Genomic DNA, 12,610 nt, shown 5'->3' with positions numbered 1-12,610 from the left:
TCACGTGATATCGGGGTGGTACGGGGCCGGCTGTGACGGCATGATCGGCGGCATGCGCACGCCGATCGCCGCCGTCATGGCCGGCCTCCGTGCGCCCGCGACGACGGGGGCCTATCGCCGCACGGCCCGCCGCACGCGCTGTCATCGGTCTCGCTGAGCACTCGCAGACCCGCACAGCCCGTCGTCCCCGCCGCCCTCGCGGCACCCCTCGCCCCGCCCCGGAGCCCGCCATGAGCAGCACCCCCGTCCCCCGGCCCGCCGGCACCCCCGTGCCGTCGCCCCGTCGGGTCGCGTCCGTCCCGCCCGCGGCGGTCGTCCCCGACGACGCCCGCCTGCGCCGTGTGGCCCCATCGGGCGGCGGTGAGCGCGCGGTGTCGGTCGTCCTCGACGTGCCCGAGGGTGCCGGCTACCCGCAGGACCACGAGCTCGTCGAGCTGGGCGAGGTGCTGCGCGAGATGGCGCAGGAGCTGGCGCCGTGGGTCCGCGGTGCGCGCGTCTCGCTCACCCGGAGGGCCTCGTGACCGGCGACCCGCTCGTGGGACTGGCGGTCGTCGTGGTCGTGCTCGCGATGGCCACCGTCGCCGGGGTCGTGCGGGCGCGCCGCTCGGGCCGGGTGCGGGACGTCGTGGGTGCGGACGCGCTCGCCGCCCACGAGGTCGGCGGGCTCGGGCGCCGCGCCACGGTCGTGCAGTTCTCGTCCGTCGCGTGCTCCCCGTGCCGTGCCACGCGCCGCCTGCTCGCCCCGCTGCACGACGACGACGTGCGCGTCGTCGAGCTGGACGCCGAGGAGCACCTCGACCTCACCCGGCGGCTGTCCGTCATGCGCACCCCGACCGTGCTCGTCCTCGACGCCGCCGGTCGCGTGGTCCACCGGGTGTCGGGGGTGCCGCGCCTGCCCGAGCTGCGGGCGGGCCTCGACGCGCTGGAGGTGGCGGCGTGACGGCGGGGTCGGTCGGTGGCGTCGACCCGCGCGGGCCGCGGTTCGCCGCGGCGCTGACGGCCGTGGTCCTGGCGCTGGTGCTCGTGACGGGCTGGGTCTGGCTGCTCGCCCTGCAGACGGTGGTGTTCGCCGTCGGCGCGATCGGCGGCGTCACGCGCACGCCGTACTCCTGGCTGTTCCGCCGCGCCGTGCGGGCCCGGCTCGGCCCGCCGGCGGAGCTGGAGGACCCCCGGCCCCCGCGCTTCGCGCAGGCCGTGGGCCTGGTCTTCGCGCTGGTCGGGCTGCTCGCGCTGCTGCTCGGTGCGCCGGTCGTCGGCCTGGTCGCGGTCGGGTGCGCGCTCGCTGCCGCGTTCCTCAACGCCGCCTTCGACCTGTGCCTCGGGTGCGAGCTGTACCTGCTGATCGCCCGCCTGCGCAGGCGTCCGCACGGCGGCCGGGGCGCCCCGGCCTGAGCCGGGCCCGGCGGCCGCGGCGGTCGGTCGTCGCGGTGGTCGTCCCGACCCGGCTCAGTGCAGGGGCGCTGCGGCGCGTGCGGGCTCGCCCTCGGCCGTGGGCGCCTGGTCGAGCGCGTGCGCGTCCGGGCCGGGCCCCGACGGGACCGGGCGGACGAAGAACGCCACCGGCGCGGCGAGCAGGGAGATGACCGCGCCCACGAGGAGCGCCGCGTGGATGCCCCCGGCCAGCGCACCGACCTCGGTGCTGCCGTCCCCGGCGAGCGCCGCGGACCGTGCCGCGAGCACGCTGACGAACAGCGCCGTGCCGGCCGCCCCCGCGACCTGCTGCACCGTGGACACGACGGCCGAGCCGGACGCGTAGCGCGGCGCCGGCAGCGCCCCGAGCGAGGCCGTGAACAGCGGCGTGAACACCAGCGCCAGGCCGGCCGAGAGCAGGACGTGCACGACGAGCATCTGCCACAACGCACCGCCCTCGCCCAGCAGCGTCGTCCCCCACAGGGCGGCGCTGACGACGAGCGCGCCCGGCACGAGGAGCGGTCGCGGGCCGAGGCGGTCGTGCAGGCGCCCGACGGTCGGCGCGAGCAGGCCCATGAGGAGGCCGCCGGGCAGGAGCACCAGGCCGGTGGTCAGCGTGGTGGCGCCGAGCACCTGCTGGGCGTAGATCGGGAACAGGATGATGGTCCCGAACAGGCACATCATCATGACGGCCATGAGCAGCGCGCCGATGCGGAAGTTGGGCACCGCCAGGACCCGCAGGTCCAGCAGCGGCTCGCCGGTCCGCTGCAGCCGCAGCTGCCGGGCGACGAACGCGACCATCGCCACGGCGCCGACGCCGAAGGCCGTCCACGCGCCGGCGCCGCCACCCTCGCCGAGGCTCGACAGCCAGTAGACGAGCGGCCCGAAGGCCAGCGCCGACAGCACGACGGACAGGACGTCCACCCGCGCGTGCCCGGTCTCGGAGACGTTCGGCATGCGCAGCGCGCCCAGCACGAGCGAGGCCACTGCGATGGGTAGCACGAGGCCGAACATCCACCGCCAGTCGAGCACCGACAGGATGAGCCCGGAGATCGTCGGGCCGAGCGCGGGCGCCACGGAGATGACGACGGAGATGTTGCCCATCGTCCGGCCGCGCGCCGCCGGCGGCGTGACGGTGAGGACCGTCGTCATGAGCAGCGGCAGCATGATCGCGGTGCCGCCGGCCTGCACCACCCGCCCGACGAGGAGCGCCGGGTAGCCGGGCGCCAGCGCGCACACGGCCGTGCCGAGCGAGAACAGGGACATGGCGACGAGGAACACCGTCCGCGTCGGCAGCCGCTTGAGCAGGAACCCCGTCACGGGGATGACCACGGCCATCGTCAGCAGGAAGGCGGTGGTCAGCCACTGCCCGGTCGACGCGTCGATGCCCAGGTCGGACATGAGGCGCGGCAGCGCCACGCCCATGATCGTCTCGTTGAGGATGACGACGAAGGTCGAGACCAGCAGCAGGGCGACGGCGAGGCGGTCGCGCGGGCTGAGGCCGGTGGCCGCGGCGTCGGGGGCGCCGGCGGGCGTGGTCGGGGCGTGCTCGTGCATGGGGTGCTCCTCGGGTCCGCCGCCAGTCTCGTCCCCGCTACCGACACGCGTCGAGGCGATAGCTCATCGGCGGGGCCTCGGGCGCGGTGACGGTCGTCACCGCCCGCATGCGGCCGGGCCCTCGGCGGCTTCGAGCACCGTCGGGTCGAGACCCGCCAGGCCCGGGAGCGGACGTTGCAGCGTGGCCCCGACGACGGTGCGTACGTGGACCAGCGGAGGCGTCGGGACGTCCTCGGCGAGCGCCAGCGCGCAGTCGTCCACCGCCCAGTGCACGAGCAGCCCCACCTCGCCGGAGCGCGCGGGGACACGCTGCGGCAGCGCTGCGTCGGCCAGGCCGGGGACCGCCGCGAGGGCTTCCTCCGCGTCCGCCGGCCGACCGGCGCCGACCCGGGCGGAGAGGGCGGAGACGGCCTCGCCCGTGACGAGCCAGGCATCCACGACGTGCGCGCCCGGCACGTCCCCGACCGCCTCGACGGTGAAGGGCGTCAGGGCCTCGGGCGTGACGAGCGTCAGCTGGAGGACCTCGTCGCCGGGCAGCGGGACGGTGACGCCGCCGGCGCCGTCGCGGCCGTCGAGGGAGGGCCGCAGCACCGCGGGCGACACCCACGCGGCAGCCAGCAGCCCGACGGCGGCGAGCCCGCCGACCACGCGGTGCCAGGGGCGCGAGCGGGGGACCAGCGCGTCGAGCGCGGCGTCGGTGCCCTCGCGCCCGGGTCGGTCGGGGCTTGTCGTCGTCATTGGCACAACGTACTGTGCCAATGGGACAACCGGAAGACCGGCGTCGCGACGAAGGGGAGGTGGGGCGCGGTGGCGGTGCTCGCGGTGCTGGTGGTGGTGGCCGTGCTCGCGGCGGCTGCGCTCGGCGTGGCACGGGTGCACGCGTCAGACCGGGACGTCGCCTGGCTCGCGGGGACGCGCGTGGGCGCGCTGCCGCCGGCGGAGGCCGCGGTGCTGGCGCGGCACCTCGAGCGGCACCGGCGGCACCGGCGCCTCGGCGGGCTCGTGGGCGTCGCGTTCGCCGTGGTCGTCGGCGTCCGCTGGTACGCGAGCGTGGGGTTCGGCGTCGGGCAGCACTCGCCGCTCGCGGACGTGCTCTTCTGCGGGGTGGCGGGGGTCCTCGTCGGCGCGCTCGTCGCCGAGGGGACGCGGCTGCCGCGGACCCGGGCCGGCGGCGCGGTGACCGCCTCCCTCGCCCCCCGGGCGGCCCCGCCGCACCCGCGGCTCGTCACCGCCGCGCGGGTCCTGGTCGGTCTCGCCCTCGTCGCCGGCGTGGTCGTGCTCGCGACCGGGCGAGGCGTGTCGGCACTGCTCACGGGCCTGGTCGGGGCGGTCGTCGTCGCCGTGGCGGAGCTGACGCGCGCGCGGGTGGTCGGGCGGCGCCGGCCCGTGCTGGCGCCGGACGTCGCCCGGCTCGACGACCGGCTGCGCGCCTTCGCGGCCGGCTCGGTCGCCCGGCTGGAGCTCGCGGCGGCCGTGCTGACCCTCACGTGGGTGCTGTTCGTCCTCCCGGGCGCGGTGGGGGCGCCCGACGACGGGGTCGCCGACGTCGTCCTCGGCCTGCTCAGCCTCGGCGGCCTCGTCGGCGCCGTGGTGCTGCTGCACCGCGCGGCGCCGCGACCGCCGCGGTCGTGGCAGCCGCCGTCCGCCCGCGCCGCGGGCGCACCGGCCCCCGCGGCCCCGGCGTGATCGTCCGCGTCGACCCGGACCTGCCGCTGCCGGTCTCCGAGCAGCTCCGGGCGCAGATCGAGCGGCTCATCGTCTCCGGGCAGCTCGCGCCCGGGACGGCCCTGCCGCCGATCCGCCACCTCGCCGCCGACCTCGACCTCGCCCGGGGGACCGTCGGCAAGGTCTACGAGGTGCTCGCGCGCGACGGCTGGGTCCGGGCCGCCGGCCGCCACGGGACGGTCGTGCAGGCGCCGCCGCCCGGCACGGCGCCCGCCGGCCTGTCCGACCGGGACCTCACGGACGCCGCCGACCGGCTGGCGGTCGTCGTCCGCCAGCTCGGCCTGCCGGACGCGCACGCCCACGACGCGGTCGAGGCGGCCCTGCGACGCCTCCCGGCACCGCAGGACCGCCTCGTCACCGGCTGACGATCGTCGCCCGCCGGTCGGTCGGGTCGACCGGTCGTCGCGACGGGTTGCTCAGACCAGCCGCAGCCGGACCGTCGCGAACGAGGCCGGCGGCAGCTCGACGACGAGCACGCCGTCCTCCACCCGCACGCCCTCGAGCGTCCGCGGCGCGACGGCGTCCGGGGCCTCGGCCGTGTTGTGCGCCGCGACGTCGTCCGCCGCCAGCACGCGCGCCTCCGGCGTGCCGACCGCCGCACCGCGCAGCGACAGCTCGACCCGCGCGCTCGTCGTCGGGTCCAGGTGCGTGAGCGAGACCAGGGCGTGCCCGTCCTTCGTCGAGGCGGAGACCGAGACGGTGTCGACCTCGCCCTCGTCGGCGGCGTGCCGGGCGCGCTCGCCGACCGTGTGCACCGGCAGCGCCGTGGCGTCGTGGTGCCCCTTGTTCATCTCGAACACGTGGTACGTCGGCGTCCGCACCATCGCCTCGCCGTCGGTGAGCAGCATCGCCTGCAGCACGTTGACGGTCTGCGCGATGTTCGCCATGTGCAGGCGGTCGGCGAAGGCGTGGAAGACGTCGAAGTGCAGGCCCGCGACGAGGGCGTCGCGCATGGTGTTCTGCTGGTACAGGAAGCCGGGGTTCGTGCCGGGCTCGACGTCCCACCACGTGCCCCACTCGTCGAGCACGAGGCCGACCTTCTTCGTCGGGTCATACGCGTCCATCACGGCGACGTGCCCGGCGACGAGCTCCTGCACGCGGTACGCCTTGCGCATCGTCGTCCAGTACTCGTCGGGGGAGAACTCCGTCGCGGAGCCCTTGTGCCCCCAGTCGCCGGACATCGTGTAGTAGTGGAACGAGACGGCCTGGAACAGGTCGGACGGCTGCCGGTCGCCCAGGCCCGTCGTCACCTGCTGCATGAGCGTCTCGGTCCAGGCGTAGTCCTCGGCGTTCGCGCCGGCCGCGATGCGGTAGAGCTCGTTGCCGTTGTGGTTGCGGGCGTAGGTGGCGTACTGGCGGGCCAGCGACGCGAACTGCGGGGCGCGCAGGTTGCCGCCGCAGCCCCACGGCTCGTTGCCGATGCCCCAGAACCGCACCCGCCATGGCTCGTCGCGGCCGTTCTCCCGGCGGCGGCGGGCCATGGGGGAGTCGTCGCCGCGCGTGAGGTACTCGACCCAGTCGCTCATCTCCTGCACCGAGCCGGAGCCGACGTTGCTCGAGACGTAGGGCTCGGTGCCCAGCAGCTCGCACAGCGCCATGAACTCGTGGGTGCCGAAGTGGTTGTTCTCGACGACGTCGCCCCAGTGCGTGTTCACCATGCGCGGGCGCTGCTCGCGCGGGCCGATCCCGTCCTCCCAGTGGTACTCGTCGGCGAAGCAGCCGCCCGGCCAGCGGAGGTTGGGGATGTCCAGGGCGCGCAGCGCCTCGACGACGTCCGTGCGGATGCCGCCCTCGTGCGGGACCTCCGCGTCCTCGCCCACCCAGAAGCCGCCGTAGATGCACCGGCCCAGGTGCTCGGCGAAGTGCCCGTACAGGTGCCGGGAGATCGTCGGCCCGGCGACGTCGAGGTCGACGACGGCGCGGAGCGCGACCGCCGCGCCCGTGCCGGGCCCGGCGTTCGTACCCGCGGGGGTGGGGGTGGTGCTCGTCATGCGGCGGTGCTCCTCGGCGTCGGGTCCGTCCGGCGACGACACGGGCCCTCGCGGCCTCGTCGTCGCCCTGTTCTTTTATCGTTACAGACCGCCCGGTCGCCCCGCAAGGAGCGGGCAGTGTCAGGCCGTGGACTCCCGGACGACGAGGCGGTGCCGGGCGACCACGCGCTCGTGCTCCTCCGGGCCGCGCTGCCCGGTGATGCGGCCGAGGAGCAGCCGCAGCGTGGCGTCGACCATCTCGTCGTGCCCCGGGGCGACGGTCGTCAGCGAGGGCACGGCGTGCGCGGCCCACGGCACGTCGTCGAACCCGACGACGCGCACGTCCTGCGGCACGCGCAGCCCGCGGTCGGCCAGGCCGCGCACCGCGCCGAGGGCGAGCAGGTCCGTGTGCGCGAAGAGCCCGTCGACGGCGACCCCCTCGTCGAGCAGCCGGTGGACCGCCTCGCGGCCGCCCTGGAGGCTGTATGCCGCCGGCCGCTCGAGCGCCGGGTCGGGCGCGATCCCCGCGGCCGCGAGCGCCTCGCGGTAGCCCTGCGTGCGCTGCCCGGAGGCGTCCACGACGTCCCCGCGTGACGCCCCGAGCACGGCCACCCGCCGGCAGCCCCGCCCGACGAGGTGCGCCACCGCGTCCCGCGCGCCCTCGACGTTGGCCATCGTCACGTGGTCGACGGGTCGGTCGTAGCGCCGCTCGCCGAGCACCACGACCGGCATGTCCCCGTGCAGCAGCTCGGAGTCCGCCTCCGACAGCTGCACCGCCGACAGCACGAGGCCGTCGTAGCGCCGCACGCGGGAGCTGACGAGCGCGGCCAGCTCCTCCTCGCGGGTCGCGCCGGTCTGCTCGACGACCACCTCGTACCCCTGGCTCGCGGCCCTCCGCACGAGCAGCGCGGCGAGGTGCCCGAAGTACGGGACGTCGAGCTCGGGGACCGCCAGGCCGACGAGGTTCGTCCGGCCCTGGCGCAGGCTCCGCGCGGCGAGGTTGACGCCGTAGCCCAGGCGGCCGACGGCCTCGAGCACGCGCTCGCGCGTCTCGGTGCGCACGCCCGGCCGGCGGTTGACGACGTTCGACACCGTCATGACGGAGACGCCGGCGGCGCGCGCCACGTCCTGCATCGTCACCACGGTCGTCCCCGGCTGCCGGCGGGGACCGTCAGGAGCCCGCGGCGGTGAGGAAGGAGGCGACGAGCGGCCCTGCGGTCGTGGAGCCGTACTCGCCGACCTCGACGAACGCGGCCACGGCGAGGTCGCCCTGGGTGGCGATCATCCACGCGTGGTTCTGGAGCTCCGGACCGGTGCCGAACTGCGCGGTGCCCGTCTTGGCGGCGACCGGTGCGCCCGGGACCGCGGCCAGCACGCCCCCGCCGCCCTCGGTGACGACCGCGTGCATGAGGTCGGCGAGCGTGGCGGCCTCCGCCGCGGTGAGCGCGGCGCCCGCCGCTGGCGTCGCGTTCGCGGTCTTCCCCTCCGTCTGCCCCTCCGTCTGCCCCTCGGCCGGCACCACCAGCCGCGGCACGACGGTCCGGCCCGCCGCGACCGAGGCGGCCACCGTCGCCATGCCCAGCGGCGAGGCCAGGACGCGGCCCTGCCCGATGAGCGACGCGGCGTGGTCGGTGCCGGACGCCTCCGACGGGACGTCCCCCAGGAACGCGTCGAACCCGAGGTCGCCGGAGGTGCCCAGGCCGAGCGCGTCGGCTGCCTCCGCGAGCGCGGCCTGCGGGACCTGGGCCGCCGCGCCGATGAAGGCGGTGTTGCAGGACTGCGCGAAGGCCGTCCGCAACGGCACGTCGCCGAGGGCGGACGCCGGGTAGTCGGGGTAGTTGCGGAACTCGCGCCCCTCGACGGTCGTCGTGGCCGGGCACGCCAGGACGGTCTCCGGCGTGGCACCCGTGCGCAGCAGCGCCAGCGCCGAGGCCACCTTGAAGGTCGACCCCGGCGGGTACTGGCCGAGCGTCGCCGTCGACAGCCCGCCCGAGCCCGGCCCGGACGCGGCCACGAGCACGTCACCCGTCGAGGGTCGCAGCGCCACGAGGGCGCTGGCCGGCTCCACGTCCGCGAGCAGCCCCTCCGCCAGCGTCTGCAGGTCGACGTCGAGCGTCGTGCGCAGCGGCTCCCCCGGGACGGGGTCGGTGCGGTACAGCTCGCGGACGGCGGCCCCGTCCGCGGACGTCACCTGCACGACGAGGCCCGGCGTGCCGCGCAGCTGGGCGTCGTAGCGCTCCTGCAGCCCGGACAGGCCGGCCGTGTCCCCGGCGACGACCGCGCCGTCCGACGCCTCGACGACCTCGGCCGTCGCCTCCCCGACCGTCCCGAGCACGGGCCGCGCGAAGGCCCGCGTCGGCGCGAGGGGCAGGGTGTCGGCGACCGCGCGGGCGGTCGTCGGCGTGGTGAGGGCGGCGACGTCGTAGGCCGGGTCCCCCTGCCGCACGACGATGGCCTGCACGAACGCCTTCGGCCCCGCGGCCGCCACCTGGGCCGCGTAGGCCTCCGGGTCCAGCCCGAGGGCAGCCGCCAGGGTGCGGGCGTCGGCGTCGACGGCGGCCGCGTCGCCGAGCGTCTTGTCGATGCCCACGCGCTCGACCGGCCGGTCCTCGACGATGACCGCGTCGTCGGCGCCGAGCACGTCGGCGCGCTCCGGCGTCTCGCGCTGGAGGGACACCGCCTCGCCCTCGACGAGGTCGGGCACGAGGAGCGACGGCGACCACCGGACCTGCCACGGGTCCTCGTCGCCGGGGCCGCGCGTGAGGCGGGCCGTGCTCGTGTACGTCCAGGGCTCGGCCGTGCCGAGGTCCCAGGTGAGGGTGAGGGCGGCTGTCGCGGCGTCCTCGTCCTCGTCGGACGTGGTCACGTCCGTCACCTCGACCTGCGGGTCCCGGTCGCCCAGACCGGCGGAGACGGCCTCGCGCTGCTCGGCCGCGGCCGTCGTGGTGACGCCGTCGGCGAGGACGACCTCGTCGAACTCACCGGTGCGCAGCGCGTCCGCGAGCGCCTCCACGGCCGCGTCGGGCGCCGGGCGGTCGGGAGAGCAGGCGGTCAGGGCGGCGACGACCAGGGCCGCGGCCACGCCGGCCGGCGCCCACCGGCGGCCGTGCCACCGACGGCCGTGCCGGTGACCGGCCCCCGTGCGCGACCTGTCCGATCGACCCCGGTCCACGTGCACTCCCTCGCTGCCCGCGCCGCTCGTGCGGCGGCCGACAGCCTGCCACGGACCGCCGACACGGCGGGGCGGCCGGGGGACCGGGGAGGTGGGCCCCGAGGGTCAGGTGCGCGGGGCGAGCAGGGCCTCGGCCTCGGCGACCACCGAGACGGCGAGGTCCGTGAGCATGCGCTCGCACGTGGCCCACCAGTGGGCCTCGAGCCGGGGCTGGGCGGCGGCGTTCGCCGCGAGGCCCTTGAGGAACGCCCGGCGCAGCGCGCTGTGCGGGTCGTCCGTGATGAGCGGCGCCACGAGCACGTAGCGCTTGGCCCAGTCCTCACCGAAGCGGTTCTTGATGTCCGCGTAGGTCCGGACGAAGTCCGGGTGCGTGTTCACGTCCATGCGCGCTCCATCGGCACCCGTCCGGGGGACCTTGAGCCGAACGGGTGACGTCCGTCCGGGCGGTCCCACGTGCTGGACGGGCACCCGTCAGGAGGTCGACGCCGCGGCCGTGACCAGCAGCTCGACGAGCGCCCGGGCCGCGCGGCCGACCGGCCGGTCCACGGGCACCGCCAGCTGCAGCGGCCAGACGAGGTCGGCGCCGGTGACGGGCACCCGGTGCAGGCCCTCGACGTCGTCGAGCACGAAGGCCGGCAGCAGCCCCACCCCCAGGCCCTGCCGGATGTACGCGGCACCCGTGCGCAGGTCGCTGATCTCCACGACGACGTGCCGGTGCAGCCCGGCCGCGTCGAAGGCGCGGTCGGTCACGGCGCGGTTGCCGTACCCGAGGGGGAAGTCGACGACGTCGGCGCCGTCGAGGTCGTCGAGCGTCACCGACGCCCGCCCCGCCAGCGGGTGGTCGACCGGCACGACGAGCTCCAGCGGCGCGCCCGCCAGCGGCAGCAGCCGCAGGCCGGGCGGCGGCGGCCCCGGGATGGAGACGAGCGCCAGGTCCAGGCGCCGCTCGGCCAGCGCCTCGACGAGCCCGCGCGACCCGGCCGCGGAGGCGGTCAGCCGCAGCTCCACCCCGGGGTGCCGCCGGTGGAACGCGCCGAGGGCCGCGGGCAGGTCGACGAGGGCCACCGACGTCAGCGTGCCCACGCGAAGGGTCCCGCGCAGCCCGCCGCGGATCTCGTGCACGGCGTCGCGCGCCTCGGCGGCCGCATCGAGGGCGGCCCGGGCGTGCGGCAGCAGCGCGGTGCCGGCCTCGGTGAGGGAGACGGGGCTCGTCGCGCGGTCGACGAGGGACGCACCCAGCTCGCGCTCCAGCGCGCGCACGCCGGCGGAGACGGCCGACTGCACGACGTGCAGCCGCTGGGCCGCGCGCGTGAAGTGCCGCTCCTCTGCGACGGCGACGAAGTACCCCAGCTGTCGTAGCTCCACGGGCTCATCATCGCGCGTCGCGATGAGGTCGAGCGCGAACGGTCGTTGGACGCGATGGTGCTCCTCGGCGCACGCTCGAGACCACCGCGACGGGGACTGCCGCGGGACGTCCGGAAGGGGAACCGCCATGACCGTCGACCTGCACCCCCGAACCGCACCGGCGCCGGCGTCCGCCCGCCGGCACGCCGCCCCGCTGCCCCCGGGCCCTGCCGCCGGCTCGACACGGCACGGGCGCGGCTTCTGGGTCGTCGCCGCCGCCTTCGCCGTCGCGCTGGCCTTCTCCACCGTCCCCACCCCGCTGTACCCGCTGCTGCAGGCGGCCGTGGGCTTCTCGACGCTCACCGTCACGGTGGTGTTCGCCGTGTACGCGGTCGGGGTGGCGGTCGGGCTCGTGCTCGTCGGGCACCTGTCGGACACGTGGGGCCGCCGGACGCTGCTGGTCCCGGCGCTCGCGCTGGAGCTCGTCGCCGCCGGGCTGTTCCTGCTGCCGCCGTCCCTGCCGGTGCTCCTCGTCGCCCGTGCGCTGACGGGGCTCGGCGTCGGGGCGCTGACCGCGGCGGCCACCGCGCACCTGGCCGAGCTGCACGCGGCCCACCGGCCTGGCGCCTCCCGGCGGCGCTTCGAGCTGGTCTCCACCGCCGCGAACCTCGGCGGCCTGGGGCTGGGGACGCTGGTCAGCGGCGCCCTGGCGACGTGGGCGCCCTCGCCGCTGCGGACGCCGTACGCGGTGTTCGCGGTGCTGCTGGTCGCGGCCCTGGTGGCGGTGCTCGCGACGCCCGAGACCGTGCGCGTCGTCCGGCCGCGGCCCGCGTACCGGCCCCAGCGCGTGCGCGCGGACCACGGCGGCCGGGCGGTGTTCGCGCTCGTGGCCGGGGGCGCCTTCGCGGCGTTCGCGGTGTTCGGCCTGTCGACCTCGCTGGCGCCGGGCCTCGTGGCGGCGGCGCTGGGGCACGCGGCGCCCGGGGTCGCCGGCGTCGTCGTGGCCGTCGTCTTCGTCGCGGCCGCGACCGCGCAGGTCCTGGCGGTGCGGCTCGTCCCGACGCGGCGGACCGTGGCGGGCGCGCTCGTGGAGGCCGTGGGCCTGGCGCTGCTCGTGCTCGCCGTGCAGACCGGCTCGGTCGGCGTGCTCGTCGTCGCCGCGGTGCCCGCCGGCGCCGGGGCGGGCGCCGTGTTCTCGGCCGCCGTCGCGACGGTCTCCGCCGCGGCGGACGCCGCCCACCGCGGGGAGGCGCCGGCCGCGCTGTTCCTGTCGGCCTACCTCGGGCTCGTCGTGCCCGCGCTGGCCATGGGCCTGGCGACGCTCGTCGTCCCGCTGCCCGCGGTCGTCACCGGGTTCGCCGTCGCGGTCGCCGCCCTGCTCGCGCTGGTCGTCGTCGGGGGACGCGCCGTCCGGCGGTGACCGCCGGACCCT

The 12,610-nt window shown here is 77.0% G+C and carries 13 protein-coding genes; 6 read left to right on the top strand and 7 right to left on the bottom strand.

Translation table 11 applies throughout. The features are described from left to right. Positions 1 to 230: 230 nt before the first annotated feature. Genes AC2TDM_RS15760 through AC2TDM_RS15750 form a run of 3 tightly spaced genes read left to right on the top strand, consistent with a single transcriptional unit; the run spans position 231 to position 1,392 of the window. A complete protein-coding gene (locus AC2TDM_RS15760) occupies positions 231 to 521 on the top strand; it encodes a hypothetical protein (RefSeq protein WP_484635245.1) in 291 nt (96 codons plus the stop codon). After that, positions 518 to 940, top strand: coding sequence for a thioredoxin family protein (locus tag AC2TDM_RS15755; protein WP_484635244.1), 423 nt, complete (start codon positions 518 to 520; stop codon positions 938 to 940). The genes AC2TDM_RS15760 and AC2TDM_RS15755 overlap by 4 nt, the downstream gene beginning before the upstream one ends. After that, a complete protein-coding gene (locus tag AC2TDM_RS15750) occupies positions 937 to 1,392 on the top strand; it encodes a DUF4395 domain-containing protein (protein ID WP_484635243.1) in 456 nt (151 codons plus the stop codon). The genes AC2TDM_RS15755 and AC2TDM_RS15750 overlap by 4 nt, the downstream gene beginning before the upstream one ends. A 54-nt stretch (positions 1,393 to 1,446) precedes the next feature. Here AC2TDM_RS15750 and AC2TDM_RS15745 read toward each other — a convergent pair whose 3' ends face one another. Further along, complete coding sequence (locus AC2TDM_RS15745) at positions 1,447 to 2,967, bottom strand: MDR family MFS transporter (RefSeq protein ID WP_484635242.1); 1,521 nt, start codon at positions 2,965 to 2,967, stop codon at positions 1,447 to 1,449. Between the two features lie 96 nt (positions 2,968 to 3,063). Continuing rightward, positions 3,064 to 3,705: a hypothetical protein gene (locus tag AC2TDM_RS15740; protein WP_484635241.1), complete on the bottom strand. Its 642-nt coding sequence runs from the start codon at positions 3,703 to 3,705 to the stop codon at positions 3,064 to 3,066. A 69-nt stretch (positions 3,706 to 3,774) separates the two neighbouring features. Here AC2TDM_RS15740 and AC2TDM_RS15735 point away from each other — a divergent pair, with 69 nt between their 5' ends. Together AC2TDM_RS15735 and AC2TDM_RS15730 are read left to right on the top strand one after the other, a co-directional pair. Then, complete coding sequence (locus tag AC2TDM_RS15735; RefSeq protein ID WP_484635240.1) at positions 3,775 to 4,653, top strand: hypothetical protein; 879 nt, start codon at positions 3,775 to 3,777, stop codon at positions 4,651 to 4,653. Next, positions 4,650 to 5,057, top strand: a complete 408-nt coding sequence (locus tag AC2TDM_RS15730; protein WP_484635239.1) for a GntR family transcriptional regulator — start codon at positions 4,650 to 4,652, stop codon at positions 5,055 to 5,057. The genes AC2TDM_RS15735 and AC2TDM_RS15730 overlap by 4 nt, the downstream gene beginning before the upstream one ends. A 51-nt stretch (positions 5,058 to 5,108) precedes the next feature. Here AC2TDM_RS15730 and AC2TDM_RS15725 read toward each other — a convergent pair whose 3' ends face one another. The 5 genes from AC2TDM_RS15725 to AC2TDM_RS15705 all read right to left on the bottom strand — a co-directional run bounded on the left by AC2TDM_RS15725 (position 5,109) and on the right by AC2TDM_RS15705 (position 11,199). Continuing rightward, positions 5,109 to 6,683: an alpha-N-arabinofuranosidase gene (locus AC2TDM_RS15725; protein WP_484635238.1), complete on the bottom strand. Its 1,575-nt coding sequence runs from the start codon at positions 6,681 to 6,683 to the stop codon at positions 5,109 to 5,111. A 120-nt stretch (positions 6,684 to 6,803) separates the two neighbouring features. After that, positions 6,804 to 7,796, bottom strand: coding sequence for a LacI family DNA-binding transcriptional regulator (locus tag AC2TDM_RS15720; protein WP_484636482.1), 993 nt, complete (start codon positions 7,794 to 7,796; stop codon positions 6,804 to 6,806). 37 nt (positions 7,797 to 7,833) lie between these two features. After that, a complete protein-coding gene (locus AC2TDM_RS15715) occupies positions 7,834 to 9,744 on the bottom strand; it encodes a penicillin-binding transpeptidase domain-containing protein (protein WP_484635237.1) in 1,911 nt (636 codons plus the stop codon). Positions 9,745 to 9,939: 195 nt separating this feature from the next. Then, positions 9,940 to 10,218 carry a hypothetical protein gene (locus AC2TDM_RS15710; protein WP_484635236.1) on the bottom strand — a complete coding sequence of 93 codons (279 nt, stop codon included), beginning with the start codon at positions 10,216 to 10,218 and terminating at the stop codon, positions 9,940 to 9,942. 87 nt (positions 10,219 to 10,305) lie between these two features. Further along, positions 10,306 to 11,199 carry a LysR family transcriptional regulator gene (locus tag AC2TDM_RS15705; RefSeq protein ID WP_484635235.1) on the bottom strand — a complete coding sequence of 298 codons (894 nt, stop codon included), beginning with the start codon at positions 11,197 to 11,199 and terminating at the stop codon, positions 10,306 to 10,308. Positions 11,200 to 11,326: 127 nt separating this feature from the next. Between AC2TDM_RS15705 and AC2TDM_RS15700 the strand changes: the two genes are divergently transcribed. Beyond that, entirely contained in the window at positions 11,327 to 12,598 is a 1,272-nt protein-coding gene (locus tag AC2TDM_RS15700; protein WP_484635234.1) for an MFS transporter, read from the top strand. The last annotated feature ends 12 nt before the right edge of the window (positions 12,599 to 12,610 follow it).

The organism is Cellulomonas sp. plas2, assembly GCF_057221735.1.
The sequence above is the reverse complement of the archived record's forward strand: the minus strand, read 5'-3'. Positions and strand labels throughout refer to the sequence as shown.

Bases quoted from the DNA above. Each gene is read 5' to 3' on its own strand.
- AC2TDM_RS15760 (WP_484635245.1), top strand. From the start codon at position 231: ATGAGCAGCACCCCCGTCCCCCGGCCCGCCGGCACCCCCGTGCCGTCG.
- AC2TDM_RS15745 (WP_484635242.1), bottom strand. From the start codon at position 2,967: ATGCACGAGCACGCCCCGACCACGCCCGCCGGCGCCCCCGACGCCGCG.
- AC2TDM_RS15740 (WP_484635241.1), bottom strand. From the start codon at position 3,705: ATGACGACGACAAGCCCCGACCGACCCGGGCGCGAGGGCACCGACGCC.
- AC2TDM_RS15725 (WP_484635238.1), bottom strand. From the start codon at position 6,683: ATGACGAGCACCACCCCCACCCCCGCGGGTACGAACGCCGGGCCCGGC.
- AC2TDM_RS15720 (WP_484636482.1), bottom strand. From the start codon at position 7,796: ATGCAGGACGTGGCGCGCGCCGCCGGCGTCTCCGTCATGACGGTGTCG.
- AC2TDM_RS15710 (WP_484635236.1), bottom strand. From the start codon at position 10,218: ATGGACGTGAACACGCACCCGGACTTCGTCCGGACCTACGCGGACATC.
- AC2TDM_RS15700 (WP_484635234.1), top strand. From the start codon at position 11,327: ATGACCGTCGACCTGCACCCCCGAACCGCACCGGCGCCGGCGTCCGCC.